The sequence below is a fragment of the Streptomyces prunicolor NBRC 13075 genome (genome assembly GCF_000367365.1).
Taxonomy (GTDB): Bacteria; Actinomycetota; Actinomycetes; order Streptomycetales; family Streptomycetaceae; genus Streptomyces; species Streptomyces prunicolor.
The window spans coordinates 16,271-33,964 of record NZ_BARF01000004.1; the positions used below are offsets into that span (position 1 = coordinate 16,271).

Here is a 17,694-nt window from a genome sequence, read left to right on the forward strand (position 1 = left end):
CCACCACCTCCGCCTCCACCAACGACCCGTCCTCCGAAACCCCCAACGCCGCGACAGTCCCGCTGTGTTGGTTGGCCACCAGCAGACACCCCGGCGCCGGAGTCAGCCCGCGAGGCCAGTTCCCCCGCTCGGAACCTCACCGAGCGGTTCAAGCTCCGTGCCCGCGATCCGGAACGCCGCCACCGTGTCCGCACCCCGGTTGGTGACCCAGACGTAGCGTCCGCACTCCGAAGTCACGATCTCGCCCGGCTGGTTGGGGATGTCCGTTACGGCTGTCGCCCGGCTTCAACTTGCCCGCATCGCTGTCGAGTTGGTACGTGAACACCGTGTCCGCGCCCAGGTCGGTGGCCAGGACGCAACGGCCGGCCGGGTCCGAGATGACCTGGTGGGCGTGGGTGCCCTCCTGGCGGCCGACCACCGGGCCCGAACCCTTGTGCTCGACCACGTCCGTCAGGTCCGCGAGCCTGCCGTCGCCGTCCAGGCGGTGTACCGCCAGCCGCGCCTCGTGCGGGCCCGCGAACACACCAGGTCGCTGTCCCGCAGGAGAGGCAGGACGGCCTCCCTCGCCTCGCCCTCGTTCCACAGCAGGGAACGGAAGTTGATGTCGAGCGAGACCAACACCCCCGCGCTCCTCTTCTACGGCAACCACCCGTCCCGCGAGCCCGCGGACGCGGCCAAGGTGACGACGGACCCGGAGTTCCGCAACGCGGGCAACGCCAACACGTCCTCGTCGCACACCGGCAAGAACACGTACCAGGTCCACCCGTCGTCCCCGGTGATCAGGGCGGGCGCGGTCGTAGCCTCCAACGGCGGCTACGACGCATACGGCAACACGGTGTCGGCTACGGCGGCCCCCAACATCGGCGCGTACAAGGGCACCGGCGGCAACCTGCTGTCCAACGCGGGCTTCGAGACGGGCAGTTTGTCCCCGTGGACGCAGGCGAGCGGTACGGCGTCCTCGGTGACGGCGTCCAACTCCCGTACGGGAGCTGACACGTTGACGACAGCGGCGCGAACCAGGCGCTGACCGGCCTGACGCCGTCGACGACGTACCTGCTGACGGGCTGGGGCAAGGTGGCCACGGCCGGCGAGACCCTCGCCATCGGCGTGAAGAGCTTCGGCGGCACGGAGATGTACCTGCGGGGCTCGACGACGACGTACGCACAGCAGCCGATCTTCTTCACGACGGGCGTCTTCAACACCTCGGCGTCGGTGTACTGCTACAAGAACTCCGGTTCGGCGGCGGGGTATTGCGACGACTTCACGGTGGTGAAGCTGCCCTGATCCCTGCACTTCAGCATGGGCTCCCGGGTCATGGACCCGGGGGTTCGTGGTGCAGTCCCTCCGCGTCGGGCAGAGGGGAGCCGGGGTGAAGCGCGCTCGGCCCGGCTTGTACTGTTCCGCCTGCGCAACGCCCAGACGGGCCACAGAACCTGAACCTCTCCGGAGAAACCGTGCAGACGCAGATATCGACCCGACGCTCCCCTTCTTCCTGGCGCAGACCGTCCGCCATCGCGACGACGGCCGCCGTGACGCTGCTCGGGCTCGGTACGGCGGCCGCCCCGGCCTCGGCCTCGACGTACGACTGGTCGGTGTCGTGCTCGCAGGTGACCGTCGATCTCACGGGCTACAACGTGATTGTCGTGCAGTCCGTCGACGTGACGGCGGACGGCACGGCGCTGGGAACGAGGCTGAATTTCCGCGACGACTTCCACCACACGTACACCATCCCGAGCCACAGCAAGCCGGTCTCGATCCGTCTCGTGGTGACGCCGGGCAGCGAGGACGGCCAGGCTGTCGACGAGACGAAGACGTCTCCGGTGTGCGGGGAGGAGAGTGCGTCGCCGACTCCGTCCGCTACGCCTACGGGTGCTACGGGTACGGGTACGGCCGAGCCGACCCCTACCGCGTCGAGTGGAACGCCGTCGGACGCGTCCTCCGCGTCCACGCTGTCGTCGCCGAGTGCATCGCCCTCCGTCTCCGCACCTCCGCTCGCCGAGACGGGTGCCTCCGGCTCCACCCCGCTGATCGCCGGGACGGCCGGTGCGGTTGTTCTGGCCGGCGCCGCCCTGCTGGTCGTCACACGGCGACGCCGGTCCGCCCAGCACTGACCCGGACGCACGCACCGACTTGGCGGAGACCGGGGCGCGACAAGTGCCCTGTATGCGCTGCCCACATGACGAGCGACCAGGACGGCCGGTACCCGGGCCGTCCTGGCGCGATGATCCGGATCCTGGGTCTGGGTCTGGGTCTGGGGCTAGGTCTGAGGGGGGAGCTGCCTCGTACCCAAGGCAGCTGCGCTGCGGGCGTTCAGAGCAGCACTCCCTGTGAGGCGACGCCTGGGGCCGGGAAGGGGAACCAGCCGGTGAGGGAAACCGCCCTGAGAGGGCCTTCGCCCTGCGCCCCCGCTGGGACACGAACGTCAGGACTCGAACCTGCGATACCCGTTTGTGGGAGCCCGGTGAGAGTCCGAGAGGAGTTCGATTCAAGCCCGCTCCGACGGCAGCTTCTTACGGCTTCTTACCGCTTCCTGCGCGGCGGCGCAGTCCGGTTCGGGGACTCAAGTGCGTTGGTATCCGCAGCCGTTGATGCCATCGGTGGATGCCACCCGGGCTAGCGCTTCTTACGTATCTTGCACTTCTTCGCCGTGGTTCCCCGGCCCCTTCTGGTGCTCTTGTGGCGCGGTCTCGTTGGTGCGCGCCCTGTGATGGACCTCCTGTGCCAACAAGTCCATCGGGATGCGTCTCAGAGGTGGTGTTTTGATGCTTTCACCAGTCGGCTGACGTCGTCGCGAGTGGTGACTCTGCGCTGGTCAAGATCGGTTCTGGTATCAGACTTGGACAGTGCCGTGATGTCCGTGAGTACGGTTTCCGCAGTCTGGGCCAGGGTTTCGTCATCTGTGAGCATCTGCACCCGGAACAGTGCCTCTTGGGCGTTGGAGCGCAGATCGTAGGCGCGGATCCGCACAGCGTCGGGGTTCTCCGGCGGCGGCTGTTCGTGCTCGCAGAACCAGAGGTGTACCAGGCAGCGGCGGTAGTTGATGAGCGCGCCGGCGTAGGCGGAGTAGGCATCCAGTCGCTCCTGCCGGAGCTTCTCGCGGCGGGTGAACTGGTGCCCCTTGTCGGTGGTGCGCTGCTGAAACGCCAGGGTGAGCCCCGAACCGAGCAGGGTTCCCAGAACGGCTATGGCACTGGCGATGATGGTCTCCACGTTCCCAGCTGATCACGTGTCGTGGATCCCGGTGTGGCGCCCACCCAACTCGACCGTCACCAACACGCTTTCCAACTGTGGGGGTGGGGTGTCGAGGTTCGTACGAGGGCGTTCACCTGGGGTCATGAGCGGATGGGCTATGTCTATGAAGCGACGCTCGGTCTCGCCTGAACGCCATGAACGGCGCTGAATGAGACGGAAACGTAGACGGCCTCGAAGACGGTGTTGCGTCTCCCCTGCTCCAGGGAACGGATGTTGATCACGCCTATTGAATCGTTCCGACTCTGTGGGTGACCCTGAAGATCGCAGAATGGTTCACAGAGAGTGCTGGTGTGCACCCTCGGGCACGCTGCGGCATATCCAGTACAGGACGACCGTCGTGTTGCGTATCGTCTGACCCATGGCAAGCACAGTCTGCGGTTGGTGTGGCCACCTCACACACATGACGCTCGTGGCTCCGGTCGTAGAGCTTCCCAACGAACACACGGCGTCCGGGCACTCAGTGTTCACTGCTGCGTTTCGGTGCGACAACGAGCACTGTCACCAACTGTCCATTGCGCAGGCGGAGATGTACGTCAGCTCTGCACCCAGGAACCAGACAGATTTGGGCAGCAGGTTGCAGCAGCAGCCGGATCTGGTGTGGACACCCAGCAAGGTGAGTCGACCGGAGTTTCCGGACGTCCCTCAACAGATCGCAGACACAGCTAGCGAGGCTCACGCCTGCCTATCTATTCATGCCTACCGCGGCGCTGTAGGGCTCGCGCGGGCTGTGGTAGAGGCGACGGCCAAGGACCAGGGCATCAGCCGTGGCCCGCTGGTACAGAAGATCGATGATCTTCATAGCCAGGGCCTGATCAGAGATATCACTCGTGAGCTGGCGCATGAGATCCGTGAGGGCGGTAACGAAATTGCGCACGGCGACCTGGCGGATGAGCTGATGCCGTCAGAGGACGCGAACGCCATCGTAGCCCTGATGGATGAGATCTTGGAGGAGGTGTACCAGGGGCCGGCTCGCATGATGGCGCTCAAGAAGAGCCGCCTAGACCGCCAGCAGCGCAATGCGACGGAAAAGGTCGGAGCGCAGGCAGCCTCTTCGTAGGATTACCCGTTGCTTCTGCTCCATCAGCCCCGCTAGGACGTGTGGGTACTGGACCATCAGCTTGGGTTTCTTGACGGCGGTTGCTGCACTGACCTGGAGCGGAGTGGGGTTGGAGCCCTGATCGCACTTGGGGTTGGCCCCCGTGGTTCCCCGCTGGATCTGGCAGGCGAATGGCACGGCTCCTGCGTCGAACTGTCCGGGCGGGGGCTATGCCTTGGAACGTTTGAGCCTCAGCCCACGACAGTCAGCCACGATGGCGGGTGCAGTGACGGATCAGGCGCGCGTGTGCCAGGGCACCCCTCCCGGGCCTCAGCCACGCTGCTCGGTGGTATCCATCAGAGCAAGATCCGACGGCCGAAGCGCAGCGGTAGGACTTCGGATGATGTCCTCTTTGTCCTGCAGCAACTTGAGCAAGTGCCAGGTATTGTCCCAATGTGGGTTTTACCTGCTGCGATGGTCCAGCAGGTGTGCTCGCACGCCCGGTATTGTTTGCCGCGATTGTCACGCAGTTAGACAATCAGGCCATCGCGAGGGTCGAAGCAGGCTACGCCTATGAAGCCTGGCTATCGACGATGACTTCGGAAGCGAGAAGTCTTGCAAGAGCAATGTCTGGCCCTAGCGCGTCGGCTTCCTCGCTTTGCGGCAAGAGTGCTGGTACGTCCTCAAATCTCGGATCATCCTTGGCGTGAACAATTCGGTTTCTGATCTTGTAAATGCGATCGGCGACTTGGGTAGCCAACGGAGTTTGCGTATTCTTTGGATTTACGATGCCTACCCCTTGAATTGGGCCGCCTTTGGCGAAATGATCGCCCCAGCCCCCCTTCTGGAAGAAATCCTCGATCCTCTCATGTCGCACGCATTCTGTGATTAGAGTGCGCAACTGACTTGACTCTGTCGCGTTCAGGGAACGCTCGCCAATTTTCAGAACGCGTAGCAGATCCTCTCTGTCTGACCTGCTGAATCTCGGGTCTGAGAGTTCTTTGCCGAGTTGCCTGAGCGCGGTTCGCTTGACCGCTGCCGGGAAATAGAACTCAAGGACCTGATAGTAGGACAGGAAAGAGAGTGGCGGATTTTCAAGGACGCTTCCAGCGAATCCAAATAGTGTCGACATCTCTGCGTTGACGCGAGTTTCAGGATAACGTGCAAAGCTGTCCAAGTCTTCGCGCGCGAGGCCTTGGTTTCGATTATTTGAAGGCCACCTTACGGTTCTCAATCTCACGCCATTGCGGACATCGAGCTCATAAAAGAATGAGCTGGTAATTTCCCTCGCTTGATCTTCCATGGATTGCTGATCTAGCGGGCTGGGAAAATGCAATTTAAGACTATATGGCGTGTTGAAAGTTGCGATGTTTGGTCGAGCACGGCCTGGTGTGATCCACAGTAATGCAGCTGGAGACACGCTCGACAACTCAAGGCAAGGTGCGCTCGCTGTTCCCTGGATGTGCAGAACTGCCCGTGCTGCCCTGGGGCCCAGGTCGCATCGAGGTAGGGTTACTTCGCCATTCGAATGTCGACAGTCTGGAACACCCTCAGGCGACAGGCCCGAGATGGCGTTTGACAGGCTTGTCGCGTACAGCCCGTTGACTTGCGTTAAGATTTCCAAATATCCGAGACTGGGAATTGCGATGCCGAGGATTTCAGGATGTGGTTGAATTCCCTCTTCGAGCTGGGATCGCAGCTCGCGCACCTCTGAGCGAGGGAGGAAAACTCCACGGCTTCCCGGAGGCTGGCGCCGACTGGTGATGAATTTTGGATTAGCGGAGAACTTCAGGGAGTCACCAGATATCTCAATGAATCGAATCCCGGATTCGGATAGGCTCTTTGCAATGCTCTTTTCTTCGTCTGTTAGTACGGCGGCTTGGATTTCGCCTTCTGTTTTCTCTTGAATCTCTCCTTCGAATACCTCAAAGGATTCCTCTTCTTCCATCGCGCTGCCCTCATCCTCCCTGACGACCTGTTTCGGAGGATCTCATGAAGGGGTGGCTCGCGGTGGCGTTTTCGTGAACCTGGGAACTTGACGCTCGAAGGCCGCTAGAACGGCTTTGGGGTCATGATCTTCGAGGTGCGCGCCAAAGTGGCTGCGTAAAGCTGTGGAGGCGACAACCCCAGCCACGGCGGGCCGCTTCTCTTGCATCAGGTGGCTGATTGCCATATGCGCGGTCCGGGCGCCGGGCGGGCTGGAGCGGAGCGGAGACGGGAGCGCAGGCCTGGCCGGCACCCGGACCGCGCGCGGGGAGCGGAGCGAGCCGCCTTGAACCAGTAGAGAAAGTTGTAACTCACTCGATCGGTTGGGGCGGTGGGGCTTGAAGTCGTACGCGCATGTGGGGAGTTCTGCGGCCTGACGGTGCGCCAGCGGCAGGAAGGTCACTGGGCTTACGGTCCAGGTGATGAGTGTGCGGGCGTGGATGACGGACACCGTCCAGGGCACGCGGCGCAACAGGGCCCGTCGGGTGTTGATGCGGTGGTCGTAGAGCCGTTCCCATGCCTCTTGGGAGGCGTCGGAGTCGAGTGCCGGTGCGATGGTGCGCAGGATCTCGGAGACCCAGTTGTTCGCCTCGGTCTCTGTGTAGGCGTCGTAGGAGCCGAAGAGCGTTGGCGGCTGGCCGTCGTCCAAGTGTCGAGTCCAGCATTCGCACCAAAAGCCTGGGTCGATCGTCGTGCTCAGCACGGGTGCCCTCCTTGTCGTACGTCCGTGAAGAGCTCCGCGGTGACTGTGTGACCGCCGTCGCTGTCGTGGACCACGACCCGGTGCGCGATGGCGCTGACCATGCCCAACCCCCGGCCGTGTTCCGCCTCCTGGTCCTGGTGCTCGACCTTCGGAGCCGTACCGGCGCCCCCGCCATCCGTCACCGACAGAGCGACCACCTGCGACGACACCGCAAGCGCCAGATGGAAACTGCCGGCCTCCCGCCCACTCGCCGTGTGCAGGATCGCGTTCGCGCTCAACTCGCTCACGATCAGTTCCGCGTCCTCGGCCAACGGCGACCCGCGCAGGATGTCCCGCGTCCAGCGCCGCGCCCTGCTGACCTCTTCCGGGAAACCTGGGCAAGTGAGCCCCCAGACCCGCGCAGTGCTCGTATACTCGTGCATACAAGTTCCTTCGTGCTGGTAGGCCGCCATGTGCAGCGGGTTCGGGCTAGACGAGTTTCACGCCGTCGTGGGCGCGGATGGCCGGCGGAGATGTCCCGTCGGCGGAGTCGAGTGCGTCGGTGACGCGGATCGCGTATGCCTCGTCGGCGAGTTCGGATACTTCTTCGCGGGTGGCCCAGCGCAGTGCGCGGGTCTCGTCCCCGGTGGTGGGTGTGCCGTTGGCGGCCTGGCAGCGGAAGACCAGGGAGACGATCAGCCCGGTCATGTTCTTGTAGACGCCGGTGAGGGTCGCGGGGAGTGCGATCTTGATGCCGGTTTCTTCGAGGACTTCGCGCTGGAGGGCCTCGGGGAGGGTTTCGTCTCGCTCGACGACGCCACCCGGGGGTTCCCACTTGCCGTTGTCGCGGCGCTTGATCAGGAGGGCGCGGCCGTGGTCGTCGACGATGACTCCGGCGACGCTCACGGAGTGCGGACGGTCAGTGCTCACGTTCCTCGGCCCTCCCGGCTGGCTAGGCTCTCCACCGTAGCAACAACACTCGCCCACTCGTCTAGATACCTAAAGGAGTACTCGACGTGAGCCCTCTCCGTTCCGGCCTGCTCGGCGATCTCGACCCCACGAGTGATCGTGCGGTCTTCCGGCAGATCGCCGACCAACTGCGCGAGGCCATCGACCGTGGGCGGTTCAAGGAGGGCGAGAAGCTGCCCTCCGAAGCTGACCTGGTCGAGCACTACGGGGTTTCCCGGATGACCGTCCGCAACTCCTTCTCCGTCCTCCAGGGCGAGGGCCTGGTGCATGCCGAGCACGGCAAGGGCGTCTTTGTCCGGCCCCGGCCGCCCGTCCGGCGGCTCGCCTCCGACCGGTTCGCCCGCCGTCACCGCGAGCAGGGCAAGTCCGCGTTCATCGTCGAGGCCGACGCCGCCGGCAGTCATCCCCAGGTCGACAGTCTGGAGGTCAAGGAGGAGAAGGCCAGTCAGGACATCTCCACCCGGCTCGGCTCCGTGCGGAGGGTGCTCGCCCGCAGGCGCCGGTATCTCCTCGACGGGAAGCCGGTCGAGTTCGCCACCTCCTACCTGCCCCTCGACATCGCCCGCGGGACACCGATCGCCGAACCCAACCCGGGCCCCGGCGGCATCTACGCCCGCCTTGAAGAACTCGGTCACCACCTCGACCACTTCGAGGAGGAGATCCGCGCCCGGATGCCCTCGCCCACCGAGGTCAAGACGCTCCGGCTGGCCTCCGGCGTGCCCGTGATCCACCTCATCCGCACCGCGTACGACACCGAAGGGCGGGCCGTGGAAGTCTGCGACACCGTCATGGCAGCTGACGCTTACGTTCTTGCTTATCAGCTTCCGGCGACGTGAACGTGGGCCGTGCCGTGTCTGGTGGGAGCGTGGGTGGGGGATGGCTGCGCGCACGGCGGGCCGACTCCATGGTTCGGGATTCCGCTGCTGCTCGCTGAAGGGCCTGGGCCACCTGCTCGGCGTCCTCCGGGGAGAGTTGCATCTCCTGGGTCCAGAGGATCGACAGCCTGATGTTGCCGGTCATTAGGTTCAGGGCAACGTCGGCTTCGGCTCCGGTGCCGGTGGCGTCCTGTACGGCCAAGTCGAGATCGCTTCTGAACACGCTCATGGTGAGGAGGTCCCAGGGTCGGTGGCGGTGAGATCCCACAGCGGAGCCGCGTACTGCTCTGGCGTGGTCTCCATGAGCAGGGTCCGTAGGGTTTCGCGCTGGCTGCCGGGAAGGTTCAGGGCTTCGGTTAGGCGGCGGAACGTCGTGTGAGTGATTCCGCGACTGCGTGCTTCGTCCTCGAACTTGTCGAGTTGGGACAGCACGATGCCGGGCTCTAGTTCCTCCGCCAGCTGGTCCTCGAGTTGCGCGGCCTTGTTCCGTTCGTAGTCGATTTCCGAGTAGCCGCAGACTTCGCGGCTGTGAGTCTCCGCCTCGGTCAGAGTCGTCGTGGACAGGATGGCGCCGGCCAACTCGTTGCGCCTCAGGGCGGTTTCCAAGTCGACCTCGTGGGCTGTCGGGCTGTCGTTCGTGAGGGAGATGGGGAGCCCTGCGTCCCGTACTTCGCAGATGCCTCTTACCCCTCGTGCAGTTGCGGCGAGCATCCCGGTTGCCTCGGAGGGGTGCCATTCCAGGATCGCGCTGACGGGTTCCACGTCCTTCTCCGTGAAGGTGTGGACCAGAGGGCCGAGGACGCTGAGTACCTCATTGACGGGGAGTTCGCCGTCCAGGCCGGGGCCGGCGACCAGGAGGCGGATCGGTGCGTTCACTTGGCAGCATGCGGCCAGGGTCAGGGCGTCGGCGAGTGGGCTCTTCAGTGTTGGTTCGTTGCCTCGCGCGAGGATGTCGCCGCCTACATCCAGGAGGTCGATCGACGTCGGCTCCAAGTGGCTTACCAGCTCTTCGAGTTGGCGAACCAGGCCCTCGACACCGTTGTACGGGTTGATCAGTGCGAAGGTGTGTGGGAGTTCTGCCGCGAGTCGGGGGAGCGTCGAGCCTGCCGGAGCGATCGGGTGGGCCTCCGGCGGCACTGACCACACCGACCGAGTGAGTGGTTCGAGGCCCGTGAAGTCGGAGGGGCTTCGGGGGCCCGGGACGGGGTCGACCAGCAGGCGGTCCCAGGCGTACGTGAGGATCACCGCCGCCCGGGTCTCGTCGCCGTACAGCGCTGCGGCAAGCATCGCGGCGGCGACCGCGTCGCCGCCTCCTCCTGCTGCGACGATCAACCTCGTCATGCGCCCAAGACTACGAGGTCGGGCAGGGGGCCGCTCACCCTATAGTGGCTAGAGGCCATAGCCACTTGGGGCGAGGAGGGTGCACATGCCGCAGATCGAAGAGGCCCAGCCGAAGTATCTGCAGATCGCTCACTACATCCGGGATCAGATTCTTCGGGGCGACCTGAGGCCCGGGGACGAGGTGCCCTCGGAACGGCAGCTGGCGGCGAACTGGAAGGTGTCCAGGCCGACCGCCGCGCGGTCGTTGGAGGCGCTGAGTCATCAGGGGCTCGTCGAGAAGCGGCAGGGGTCGGGCACGTATGTGCGCAGCCTTGAAGTCAACCGGCGGGCGCGGGAGTTGTACGGGCGGGCGCGGCAGACCGGGAAGATCTACACCCCTGGTGAGTACGCGGTGATCACCTCGGCCGGTTGGCGGGAAGCTCCTGGTTATGTCGCTGAGGCGCTTGGTCTGGTGAGGGAACGCCGAGCCGTGCAGCGGCGGCGCGTGACCAACAACCAGGACGGGCCCCTCAGTCTGTCCATTTCGTGGTTCGCGCCGGACGTGGGCGAGCGGGCGCCGAAGTTGCTGGAGCCGGAGCGGATCCAAGAGGGCACCTTGATGTACGTCGAGAACATGACGGGTCGGCAAGGGAGTTACGCCGAAGACCGCATGTGTGCTCGGCAGGGGACCGAGGAGGAGGCTGCTGATCTCCAACTGGAGCCCGGATCAGCCGTCTTGGTCGTGCATCACGTCGTATTCGATCTCCAGGACCGGCCGTTGGAGTTCGCTGAAGCCACTTATCCGCCGCACCGTTGGGCGTTCGAGCAGGGGTACCCGCTCACCTGATGGGTCGGTGTTTCGGCGAACCGGTTGCATAGCGTAAGTGGCTAATGCCACTATCCAGTAAGTGGCTAAGGCCACTTGGGAGGGATGTGCCGTACCGCGACGGTGCTGCCTCTTCTGCGACGGCAACGGCAAGGAGTGAGCACGGATGATCTGCACGATCGACCGCCATCCTTCTGAGGACTCACCACGACTCGGAGCGATGACCCTGCATCCCTTACCTGAGTCGGTGGGGATCGCGCGGCGCTGGTTCCGGAAGTTCATCGCTCCGTACGACCCTGCCTGTTCGGTCGACGACTGCGTGCTGATGATCTCGGAGTTGGTCACCAACGCCATCGTCTACGGGTGGTCGGAGGACCCATGGGTCGTGCGAGTGGAATGGTTCCGTGAGGGGACTTCGCTCCGGGTCGATGTGCACAACCCAGGGTTCCCGGCGGGTGTGTTGCTGCGGTGCCCCGACGCCGACGATGCGCACGGGCGCGGGTTGCTCCTCGTCGACTCCATCGCCGAGTCCTGGCATTCCGGGCCCAGTTGTTTTGGTGGGACGGTTGTTTCCTTTGTGGTGGCCGATGCTTGGGGAGCGGACTGATCTCGGTACGTCGCCGATCATCGGGTACGGCAGTCAGGGCCCAGGTCGATGACCCGGGCCCTGACTGCGTTGTGGTTGAAGCAGCCTCAGTCCGTCTCCCCCGGCTTCACCACCGTGCTCACGAAGTCGCCGATCGCCCCCAGCGTCGCCCCCAGCGCCTCGATCTGCGGGAAGTGGGCCGCGTTCGCGATCGGGGCGAAGTGGCCGTTGGGGAAGGCGTCGGCGTAGCCGCGGCCGTACTTGAGGGGGGCTATGCCGTCCTCCTCGCCCCAGACGACCAGGACCGGAACCGTGACCCGGTGGAGGCGGCCGCGGAGCTTCGGGTCGTAGGTGAAGTGGTCGCCGCCGTAGATCGCGAGGGTCTTCTGGTTGGCGCCGGCCGCGGCTCGCTGTTCGTCAGTGAAGGAGGCGAAGTCGGGGCGGAACTTGGCGTTGGCGAAGGAGAGTTGGCTGATGTCGGAGGGGGCCATGGTGCGCGGGTCTACGACGCGGTTCTCGACCATGTGGGCGTGGATGCCTACCGCGTTCAGGAGGGTCAGGGCGCCGATGCGGTTCTGGTTGTCGCGGAGGGCCATCTCTGCCGCGATCCAGCCGCCGACCGAGTTGCCGATCACCATGACGCCCTTGAGGTCCAGCGTGTCGAGCAGGTCCAGGTAGGCGATGGCCAGGTCGGCGACCGTGTCGAAGTGCTCCGGGCGGGGCGTGCCGTCGAAGCCGGGGTGGGTCGGTGTGACGACGTATGCGTGCTCGGAGAGGGCGGAGGAAATGCCCGCGACCGTGCGCGGGCCGGCGCCGCCGTGCAGTACCAGTACGCCCGTGCCCTCGGTGTTCTCGCCGAACTCCTGGACGGTGACGGTGAGTCCGCCGGGGAGGGCGATGGTGCGAGCGGGGGTGGGGGTGGAGACAGGGGTGGTCATGGTGAGGAGTCCTTGTCGCTTGTTCTCGCTTGCTGAGAGCTGGCTCTCATTAAGGTAGGGGGTGGACTCTCTTTATGCAAGTTCACTCTCATGATGAGGGTTGTGTAGTGGTGAGGGTGGGTGCGCGAACGCTCTTGGGGTTCGATGACAAGTACTGGGTGAGACCGTCGTCCGGCGGTCGGAAACGGAGACTCGGTGAAACCGGATGAACCAGCTGAACCGGGTGACCGGCGACGTGGCGGACTCCGCCGTCGCCACCGTCGCGACAACGACCAGCGCGGCACCACTGCCGAACGCGGTCACGACGCCGCCGAATACGGCCACGATGCCCAACACGGTGACAGCGACGCCCAGTTGACCCGGTCCGCGCACGGCGACTCTGCGGCCTTCACCCACCTCGTGAAGACCCACTCCTCCGCCCTGCACGGCTACTTCGCCCGGCGTATGCCCGCCGTGTCGGAGGATCTGCTCGCCGAGACCTGGTTGCAGGCGTTCGCCGCGCGGCGCACGTTCGACCCCGCGCGGGGTTCGGCCCGGGGCTGGCTGTTCGGGGTGGCCCACAACGTGCTCGCCCAGCATCTGCGGCGGGCGGGGCGGACGGAGCCTGTGCCGGGGCCGGATGTCACCGACCCCTGGCAGGTGGTGGACCAGCGGTTGGATGCCGCCGCGATGGCCCCCGCGCTACGCCGGGCGCTCGCCGAACTGCCTGTCGAGGAACGGGAGTTGCTGCTCCTGATCAGTTGGGAGCAGCTCACCCCGAGTGAGGCCGCCGCTGTGGTGGGCATACCGGCGGGCACCGCCCGTTCGCGGCTGCACCGGGCCCGCGGCCGACTGCGCGACCGGCTCACGCTGCCCCGCCCGGCGGGACGGAACCTGACCGCGACAGGAGACCTCGCATGACCACGTACGACGACACGGAGGCGAACGGTATGAACGAGCGAGGCGCACTGCTGGACTTCCCCGGTGCCGATGAACTGGCGACGGCGGGTCACGTCGAGCCGCTGTCGGAGCGGGCGTTGGCCAGGGTGCTGGCGGAGGTCGAGGCGGCGGTGGCCACGGAGGGGACGACGGCCGGCGTTGCCACCGTGACGCCGATCCGGCGGCTGACCGGGCGCCGCCGGGCCCTGATCGGGCTGCTGACCACAGCCGCGGTGGCGACCGGCGTGGTGACGTACGCGAACAACGGCACGACCTCGGCGAGCACCGGCACGCACAGCGAGGCGCGTGCGAACACCGCGTCCGTCTTCCTGGACGACATCTCCACGGTGGCCGCCAGCCAGTCGGCTTCCTCGGGGAAGTACTGGAAGATGCGGACGACGGTCGGGGACGAGTACATCTCGCAGTCCATGGACGAGTACGTCGTCAGCGGTGGCAAGGCCGCCAAGAAGGGGCGGCACCCCGACTGGCAGCTCGGGCCGAAGGACCTCGACTGGAACGGGCTGAACCAACTCACCACCGACCCGGCGAAGTTGCTCGCGCTGCTGCAGACTCCGCCGCGGCCCAAGAGCATCTCGCCCTTCGACCAGGCGAGCAGCCTGCTCACCGAGTCCCCGGCGAGCCCGAAACTGCGGGCCGGACTCTTCAAGGCGATGGCCGGACTGAAGGGCGTCAAGCTGGTCGGCCAGGTCAAGGACAGTACTGGGCGCGGTGGTACGGCAGTTGAGTTCGCCGAGGCCAAGAGCGTCGGCCGGGTGATCGTCGACCCGAAGACCAGCGCGATCCTGGAGTACACCTTCACGTGGACCGCGGGGCCCAGCAAGGGCAAGGTCACCCACCACACGGTCCTGTCGGCGGGCTTCACCGACAAGATCGGCTGATGCGGAACGGGTGGGCGGGGGCGTCTTCTCCTCGCCCACCCGTGTCGGTTGGCATGGTCGCCTACATGTTCCGACTGCTCCGAGGGCTCAGCCGGTGAATTCGTCGACGCCGAGGGCGAAGTCCCAGTGGCCGACCCCGTTGTTGGCGAGGCTCACCGTGACCAGGCCCATTCCTTCCAGCCAGTGCGCCATCTTCAGGCCGCCGGCGTCCAGCGGGCGCAGCCCGAGGCTCTCGATGAATGCCGCCACGTCCGTCTTGGCCTGGGCGTTGTCACCGGCGATGAAGACGCTGGGCCGGCCCTTCTCCAGGACATTGCGGAAGATGGTGTTGAACCCCTTCACCACGCTGGCGCCGGCCGGGGCCACCTTGGCGACCTCCTGCGCGATCGAGGTCTCCTCGCTGTGGGCCAGCCCGTCGAACGTGGCGTTGAAGGGGTTGCTGATGTCGACGATGACCTTGCCCGCGAGGGCGTCCCCGTACTCGGTGACGACCGGGACGACACCGTCGGCCAACAGGGCCGTGATGACGATGTCCCCGGCCGGGACGGCGCCCCACTTGCCCGTCGTCGCGCCGCCGCCCAGGGCCTTGGCCAGGTCGGCGGCCTTGGACTGATCGCGTCCCATGACCTCGACGGTGTTGCCGCCCGCCACCGCGAGCGTGCCGATGGCACGGGCCATGTTCCCCGTACCGATGAGGGTGATGCTGCTCATGAGGTGTGCTCTCTTCCTGTTGCGTTCCCGGTGTGTGGTTCAGATGGCGGTGGTGCCGCCGTCGGTGACCAGTTCCAGGCCGTTGACGTAGCTGGAGTCGTCGGAGGCGAGGAAGAGGGCGACGGTGGCGATTTCTTCGGGGCGGCCCATCTCTCCGCGGGGGATGAGGGACTCGAACGCGGCCCTGGTCGCCTCGTCGAACAGTTCTTCCTGCTTGGCGGTGGCGACCTGGCCGGGGGTCAGGACGTTGACCCGGATCTTGCGGTCGCGCAGTTCGTTGAGCCAGACGCGGGCCCAGGCCTGCTGGACGGCCTTGCTTCCCGCGTAGAGGCTCCAGCCGGGGAAGGCGCCGAGGGAGGCGTTGGATCCGGTCATGAGGATCGAGCCGTTGTCGTTCATCAGCGGCAGTGCCTTCTGCACGGTGAACAGGGTGCCGCGGGCGTTGAGCCAGAAGGCGCGGTGGAACTGCTCTTCGGTGATCTCGCCGAGGGTGGCGGGTTCGCCCATCCCGGCGCTGGCCCACAGCACGTCGATCGAGCCCTTTTCCCGCTTGACGGTGTCGAACAGGCGGTCCAGGTCCTCCAGATCGGCCGCGTCACCCTGGACGGCGGTGACGTTGCGGCCGATCAGCTTGACGGCGTCGTCCAGTGCTTCCTGCCGCCGGGCCTGGATGAAGACGTGCGCTCCTTCCTCGACGAACAGCTTGGCGCCGGCCAGTGCCATGCCGGTGGATCCACCGGTGATCACCGCTACCTTGCCATCGAGCTTTCCCATGACCACTCCATTGAATTGATAGGTATCCGAATCGGCTATCCGAATGAATTGACGATGGTCCGAAACGATAAACCGGTGTAATTTGAACCCTTGTCATTTCCCGACTCGTTGCGATTCGGGTCCCAGAAGTCAGCCGGCGGGGAAATAATGGCCGTTGTCCAAATCGGCGAGCAGGCCGGGCTGAGCGGGTTCCCAGCCGAGGGTCCGGCGGGTGATGAGATTCGACGCCGGGTAGCTCTGCGTGACTATGTTCGCGAGGAATCCGAAATATCCCGGCACCATCAGGATGTCCGCGGGAACGCTTACGACGGGCAGGCCCAGACGGCTGCCGATGGCCTCGGCGATCTCGCGGAACGGGATGCCCCCGTCCCCGTCCCCGACTGCGTGCCAGTACTTGCCGGCCGGCCCCTTCTCCAGCGCCAAGCGGAACAAGGAGGCGACATCGCGGATGTGCACGGCGTTCCACAGGTTCGCGCCGTCGCCGGGGTAGCCGACGTAACCCTTCTCCTTCGCGAGCGCGATCAGTACGGGGAGGAAGCCGGCACGGTCGGTCGTGCCGTGCGCGATGTTGGCGATCCGCACGATCGAGGACCGCACCCCCTGCTCGGCGAGGCCGATCACGGTGGTTTCCACGATGTTGCGAATCCGCAGGGTGCCCTTGTACTCGTCGCCGCTGGGAAGGGCCGGGTCCTCCTCGGTGACCGGCCGGCCCAGGTCCCCGCCCGAGCCTATGCTTCCCGCTGCGACCAGCGGCTTTCCGGTTCCCGCGAGTGCCTCGCCGTACGCGAGCATGATCGGGAGTTCCGCCGCGGCCACGGCGTCGAGCCCGCCGGAGGGAAGCAGGTCCTGCCGGTGCGCGACGTGGATGACGCCGTCGGAGTCCGCGGCCGCTTCCTTGAGTCCGTCGAGATCCTGGAGGCTGCCGCGACGCACCTTCGCGCCGAGCGCGGACAGCGCCGCCGCGGCGGTGTCCGACCGGGCCAGGCCGGTGACCTCGTGCCCGGCGGCGATGAGTTCGGGGACGATGTGCGAACCGGAATGGCCGGTCCCGCCAGTGACGAAAACGCGCATGGTGCTGCTCCTTGTGGGTGCGGTCAGTTGAGGCGAGGGCGGTCAGTTGAAGCGAGCGCGGTCAGCTGAGAATGCTGACGCCGAGGGAGAAGTCGGTGTGCTTGACGGAGTGGGCGACGAGGCCCAGTTGCAACAGGGCGACGTTCTCCAGCGCCCGCGCCATCGGCAGTTCCCCGGTGTCCATCGGGCGTAGCCCCAGGCTCTCGATGAACGCCGACACGCGTGCTTTTGCCTGTGCGTCGTCGCCGGCGATGAACACGTCCAAGGTGCGACCCTCGGCCGGGCCGGCCGCCAGAACATGGGAGAACAGGGCGTTGAACGCCTTGACGACCTGCGCGCCGACGGGGGCCGCCTTGGCGATCTCCTGCGCGCCGGAAGTGCCGGTGGGGGTGACGAAGCTCTGGAAATCGGGGGTGATGGGGTTGGTGATGTCGATGATGACCTTGCCGCGCAGGGTGTCCCCGTACTCGCTCACCACCGCCGCCGCGGCGCCGTACGGCACGGCGAGGACCACGAAGTCGCCGGCCGGGGCGGCGCCGGCCGGCCCGACAATGGCGCCGTCGAGCGCGACGGCCAATTCCTTGGCCTTGGCCGGGTCGCGGCCGATGATCTCGACGGCGTTGCCGCCGGCCAGCGCCCGGCCGGCCAGGGCGCTGGCCATGTTCCCCAGGCCGATAATGCTGATGCTGCTCATTGGTGTGCCTGCTTTCCGGAACTGGACAGGACGCTGTGCCCACCCCGCTATTGCTTACGGTTGTGTCGTCGACGCCGCCGAATTCTTGTGCCAAATTCCTGTGCCGAATTTCTGTGCCGAATTCGCTTCGGTCTCATCAGGTACTTATTCAGGCTGC

Annotated in this window: 21 protein-coding genes and 1 pseudogene; 9 read left to right on the top strand and 13 right to left on the bottom strand. The window is 65.7% G+C overall.

Features of this window, described 5'->3' with window-relative positions:
* Positions 1-102: 102 nt before the first annotated feature.
* Entirely contained in the window at positions 103-237 is a 135-nt protein-coding gene (locus SPR02S_RS64650) for a beta-propeller fold lactonase family protein (RefSeq protein ID WP_245607481.1), read from the bottom strand.
* 94 nt (positions 238-331) lie between these two features.
* Positions 332-649 (bottom strand): annotated as a pseudogene (locus SPR02S_RS65930) (beta-propeller fold lactonase family protein); the annotation flags it as partial.
* Between SPR02S_RS65930 and SPR02S_RS02475 the strand changes: the two are divergent.
* The 3 genes from SPR02S_RS02475 to SPR02S_RS02485 all read left to right on the top strand — a co-directional run bounded on the left by SPR02S_RS02475 (position 602) and on the right by SPR02S_RS02485 (position 2,111).
* Positions 602-1,027, top strand: a complete 426-nt coding sequence (locus SPR02S_RS02475; RefSeq protein ID WP_019055349.1) for a hypothetical protein — start codon at positions 602-604, stop codon at positions 1,025-1,027. The pseudogene SPR02S_RS65930 and the gene SPR02S_RS02475 sit on opposite strands and share 48 nt — an antisense overlap.
* 47 nt (positions 1,028-1,074) lie before the next feature.
* Positions 1,075-1,284 carry a hypothetical protein gene (locus SPR02S_RS02480; RefSeq protein WP_019055350.1) on the top strand — a complete coding sequence of 70 codons (210 nt, stop codon included), beginning with the start codon at positions 1,075-1,077 and terminating at the stop codon, positions 1,282-1,284.
* A gap of 170 nt (positions 1,285-1,454) precedes the next feature.
* Entirely contained in the window at positions 1,455-2,111 is a 657-nt protein-coding gene (locus SPR02S_RS02485) for an LAETG motif-containing sortase-dependent surface protein (protein ID WP_158697764.1), read from the top strand.
* A gap of 634 nt (positions 2,112-2,745) precedes the next feature.
* On the opposite strand, the gene kilB is transcribed toward SPR02S_RS02485, so the two are convergent.
* On the bottom strand, positions 2,746-3,210 hold the full coding sequence (gene kilB, locus SPR02S_RS02490) for a plasmid transfer protein KilB (protein ID WP_019055352.1): 465 nt from the start codon (positions 3,208-3,210) through the stop codon (positions 2,746-2,748).
* 400 nt (positions 3,211-3,610) lie between these two features.
* Here kilB and SPR02S_RS54990 point away from each other — a divergent pair, with 400 nt between their 5' ends.
* The gene (locus SPR02S_RS54990; protein ID WP_078622791.1) at positions 3,611-4,309 is read left to right on the top strand and encodes a DUF4145 domain-containing protein; all 699 of its coding nucleotides are present in this window, start codon (positions 3,611-3,613) and stop codon (positions 4,307-4,309) included.
* 550 nt (positions 4,310-4,859) lie between these two features.
* Here the strand turns inward: SPR02S_RS54990 and SPR02S_RS62805 are convergent.
* From SPR02S_RS62805 to SPR02S_RS02505, 4 genes are read right to left on the bottom strand one after another with little or no spacing between them, the layout of a single operon-like run.
* Positions 4,860-6,236 carry a hypothetical protein gene (locus tag SPR02S_RS62805; protein WP_158697765.1) on the bottom strand — a complete coding sequence of 459 codons (1,377 nt, stop codon included), beginning with the start codon at positions 6,234-6,236 and terminating at the stop codon, positions 4,860-4,862.
* Positions 6,237-6,278: 42 nt separating this feature from the next.
* Positions 6,279-6,977 (bottom strand): hypothetical protein, encoded by a 699-nt coding sequence (locus SPR02S_RS65935; protein WP_306305708.1) that lies wholly within the window; start codon positions 6,975-6,977, stop codon positions 6,279-6,281.
* Positions 6,971-7,399 (bottom strand): ATP-binding protein, encoded by a 429-nt coding sequence (locus SPR02S_RS02500; protein WP_019055354.1) that lies wholly within the window; start codon positions 7,397-7,399, stop codon positions 6,971-6,973. The genes SPR02S_RS65935 and SPR02S_RS02500 overlap by 7 nt, the downstream gene beginning before the upstream one ends.
* A 46-nt stretch (positions 7,400-7,445) precedes the next feature.
* A complete protein-coding gene (locus tag SPR02S_RS02505; protein WP_019055355.1) occupies positions 7,446-7,862 on the bottom strand; it encodes an NUDIX hydrolase in 417 nt (138 codons plus the stop codon).
* Positions 7,863-7,972: 110 nt separating this feature from the next.
* On the opposite strand from SPR02S_RS02505, the gene SPR02S_RS02510 reads away from it, so the two are divergent.
* Positions 7,973-8,761: a GntR family transcriptional regulator gene (locus SPR02S_RS02510; RefSeq protein WP_019055356.1), complete on the top strand. Its 789-nt coding sequence runs from the start codon at positions 7,973-7,975 to the stop codon at positions 8,759-8,761.
* A 264-nt stretch (positions 8,762-9,025) separates the two neighbouring features.
* Here the strand turns inward: SPR02S_RS02510 and SPR02S_RS02515 are convergent, their stop codons facing one another.
* Positions 9,026-10,141 carry a DUF1152 domain-containing protein gene (locus SPR02S_RS02515; RefSeq protein WP_078622792.1) on the bottom strand — a complete coding sequence of 372 codons (1,116 nt, stop codon included), beginning with the start codon at positions 10,139-10,141 and terminating at the stop codon, positions 9,026-9,028.
* An 85-nt stretch (positions 10,142-10,226) separates the two neighbouring features.
* Here SPR02S_RS02515 and SPR02S_RS02520 point away from each other — a divergent pair, with 85 nt between their 5' ends.
* The gene (locus SPR02S_RS02520) at positions 10,227-10,967 is read left to right on the top strand and encodes a GntR family transcriptional regulator (RefSeq protein ID WP_019055358.1); all 741 of its coding nucleotides are present in this window, start codon (positions 10,227-10,229) and stop codon (positions 10,965-10,967) included.
* 145 nt (positions 10,968-11,112) lie between these two features.
* Complete coding sequence (locus SPR02S_RS02525; protein ID WP_019055359.1) at positions 11,113-11,553, top strand: ATP-binding protein; 441 nt, start codon at positions 11,113-11,115, stop codon at positions 11,551-11,553.
* Between the two features lie 86 nt (positions 11,554-11,639).
* Here SPR02S_RS02525 and SPR02S_RS02530 read toward each other — a convergent pair whose 3' ends face one another.
* A complete protein-coding gene (locus SPR02S_RS02530) occupies positions 11,640-12,470 on the bottom strand; it encodes an alpha/beta fold hydrolase (protein ID WP_019055360.1) in 831 nt (276 codons plus the stop codon).
* Positions 12,471-12,665: 195 nt separating this feature from the next.
* Between SPR02S_RS02530 and SPR02S_RS54995 the strand changes: the two genes are divergently transcribed.
* On the top strand, positions 12,666-13,370 hold the full coding sequence (locus SPR02S_RS54995) for an RNA polymerase sigma factor (RefSeq protein WP_245607482.1): 705 nt from the start codon (positions 12,666-12,668) through the stop codon (positions 13,368-13,370).
* Complete coding sequence (locus SPR02S_RS02540; RefSeq protein WP_019055363.1) at positions 13,367-14,287, top strand: hypothetical protein; 921 nt, start codon at positions 13,367-13,369, stop codon at positions 14,285-14,287. Before SPR02S_RS54995 ends, SPR02S_RS02540 begins: the two co-directional genes overlap by 4 nt.
* 87 nt (positions 14,288-14,374) lie before the next feature.
* Here the strand turns inward: SPR02S_RS02540 and SPR02S_RS02545 are convergent, their stop codons facing one another.
* From SPR02S_RS02545 to SPR02S_RS02560, 4 genes are all read right to left on the bottom strand, one after another.
* Complete coding sequence (locus tag SPR02S_RS02545; RefSeq protein WP_019055364.1) at positions 14,375-14,998, bottom strand: NADPH-dependent F420 reductase; 624 nt, start codon at positions 14,996-14,998, stop codon at positions 14,375-14,377.
* Positions 14,999-15,037: 39 nt separating this feature from the next.
* Entirely contained in the window at positions 15,038-15,772 is a 735-nt protein-coding gene (locus SPR02S_RS02550; RefSeq protein ID WP_019055365.1) for an SDR family NAD(P)-dependent oxidoreductase, read from the bottom strand.
* A 129-nt stretch (positions 15,773-15,901) separates the two neighbouring features.
* Positions 15,902-16,843, bottom strand: a complete 942-nt coding sequence (locus tag SPR02S_RS02555) for an SDR family oxidoreductase (protein ID WP_019055366.1) — start codon at positions 16,841-16,843, stop codon at positions 15,902-15,904.
* 61 nt (positions 16,844-16,904) lie between these two features.
* Complete coding sequence (locus tag SPR02S_RS02560) at positions 16,905-17,537, bottom strand: NADPH-dependent F420 reductase (RefSeq protein ID WP_019055367.1); 633 nt, start codon at positions 17,535-17,537, stop codon at positions 16,905-16,907.
* Between the last annotated feature and the right edge of the window lie 157 nt (positions 17,538-17,694).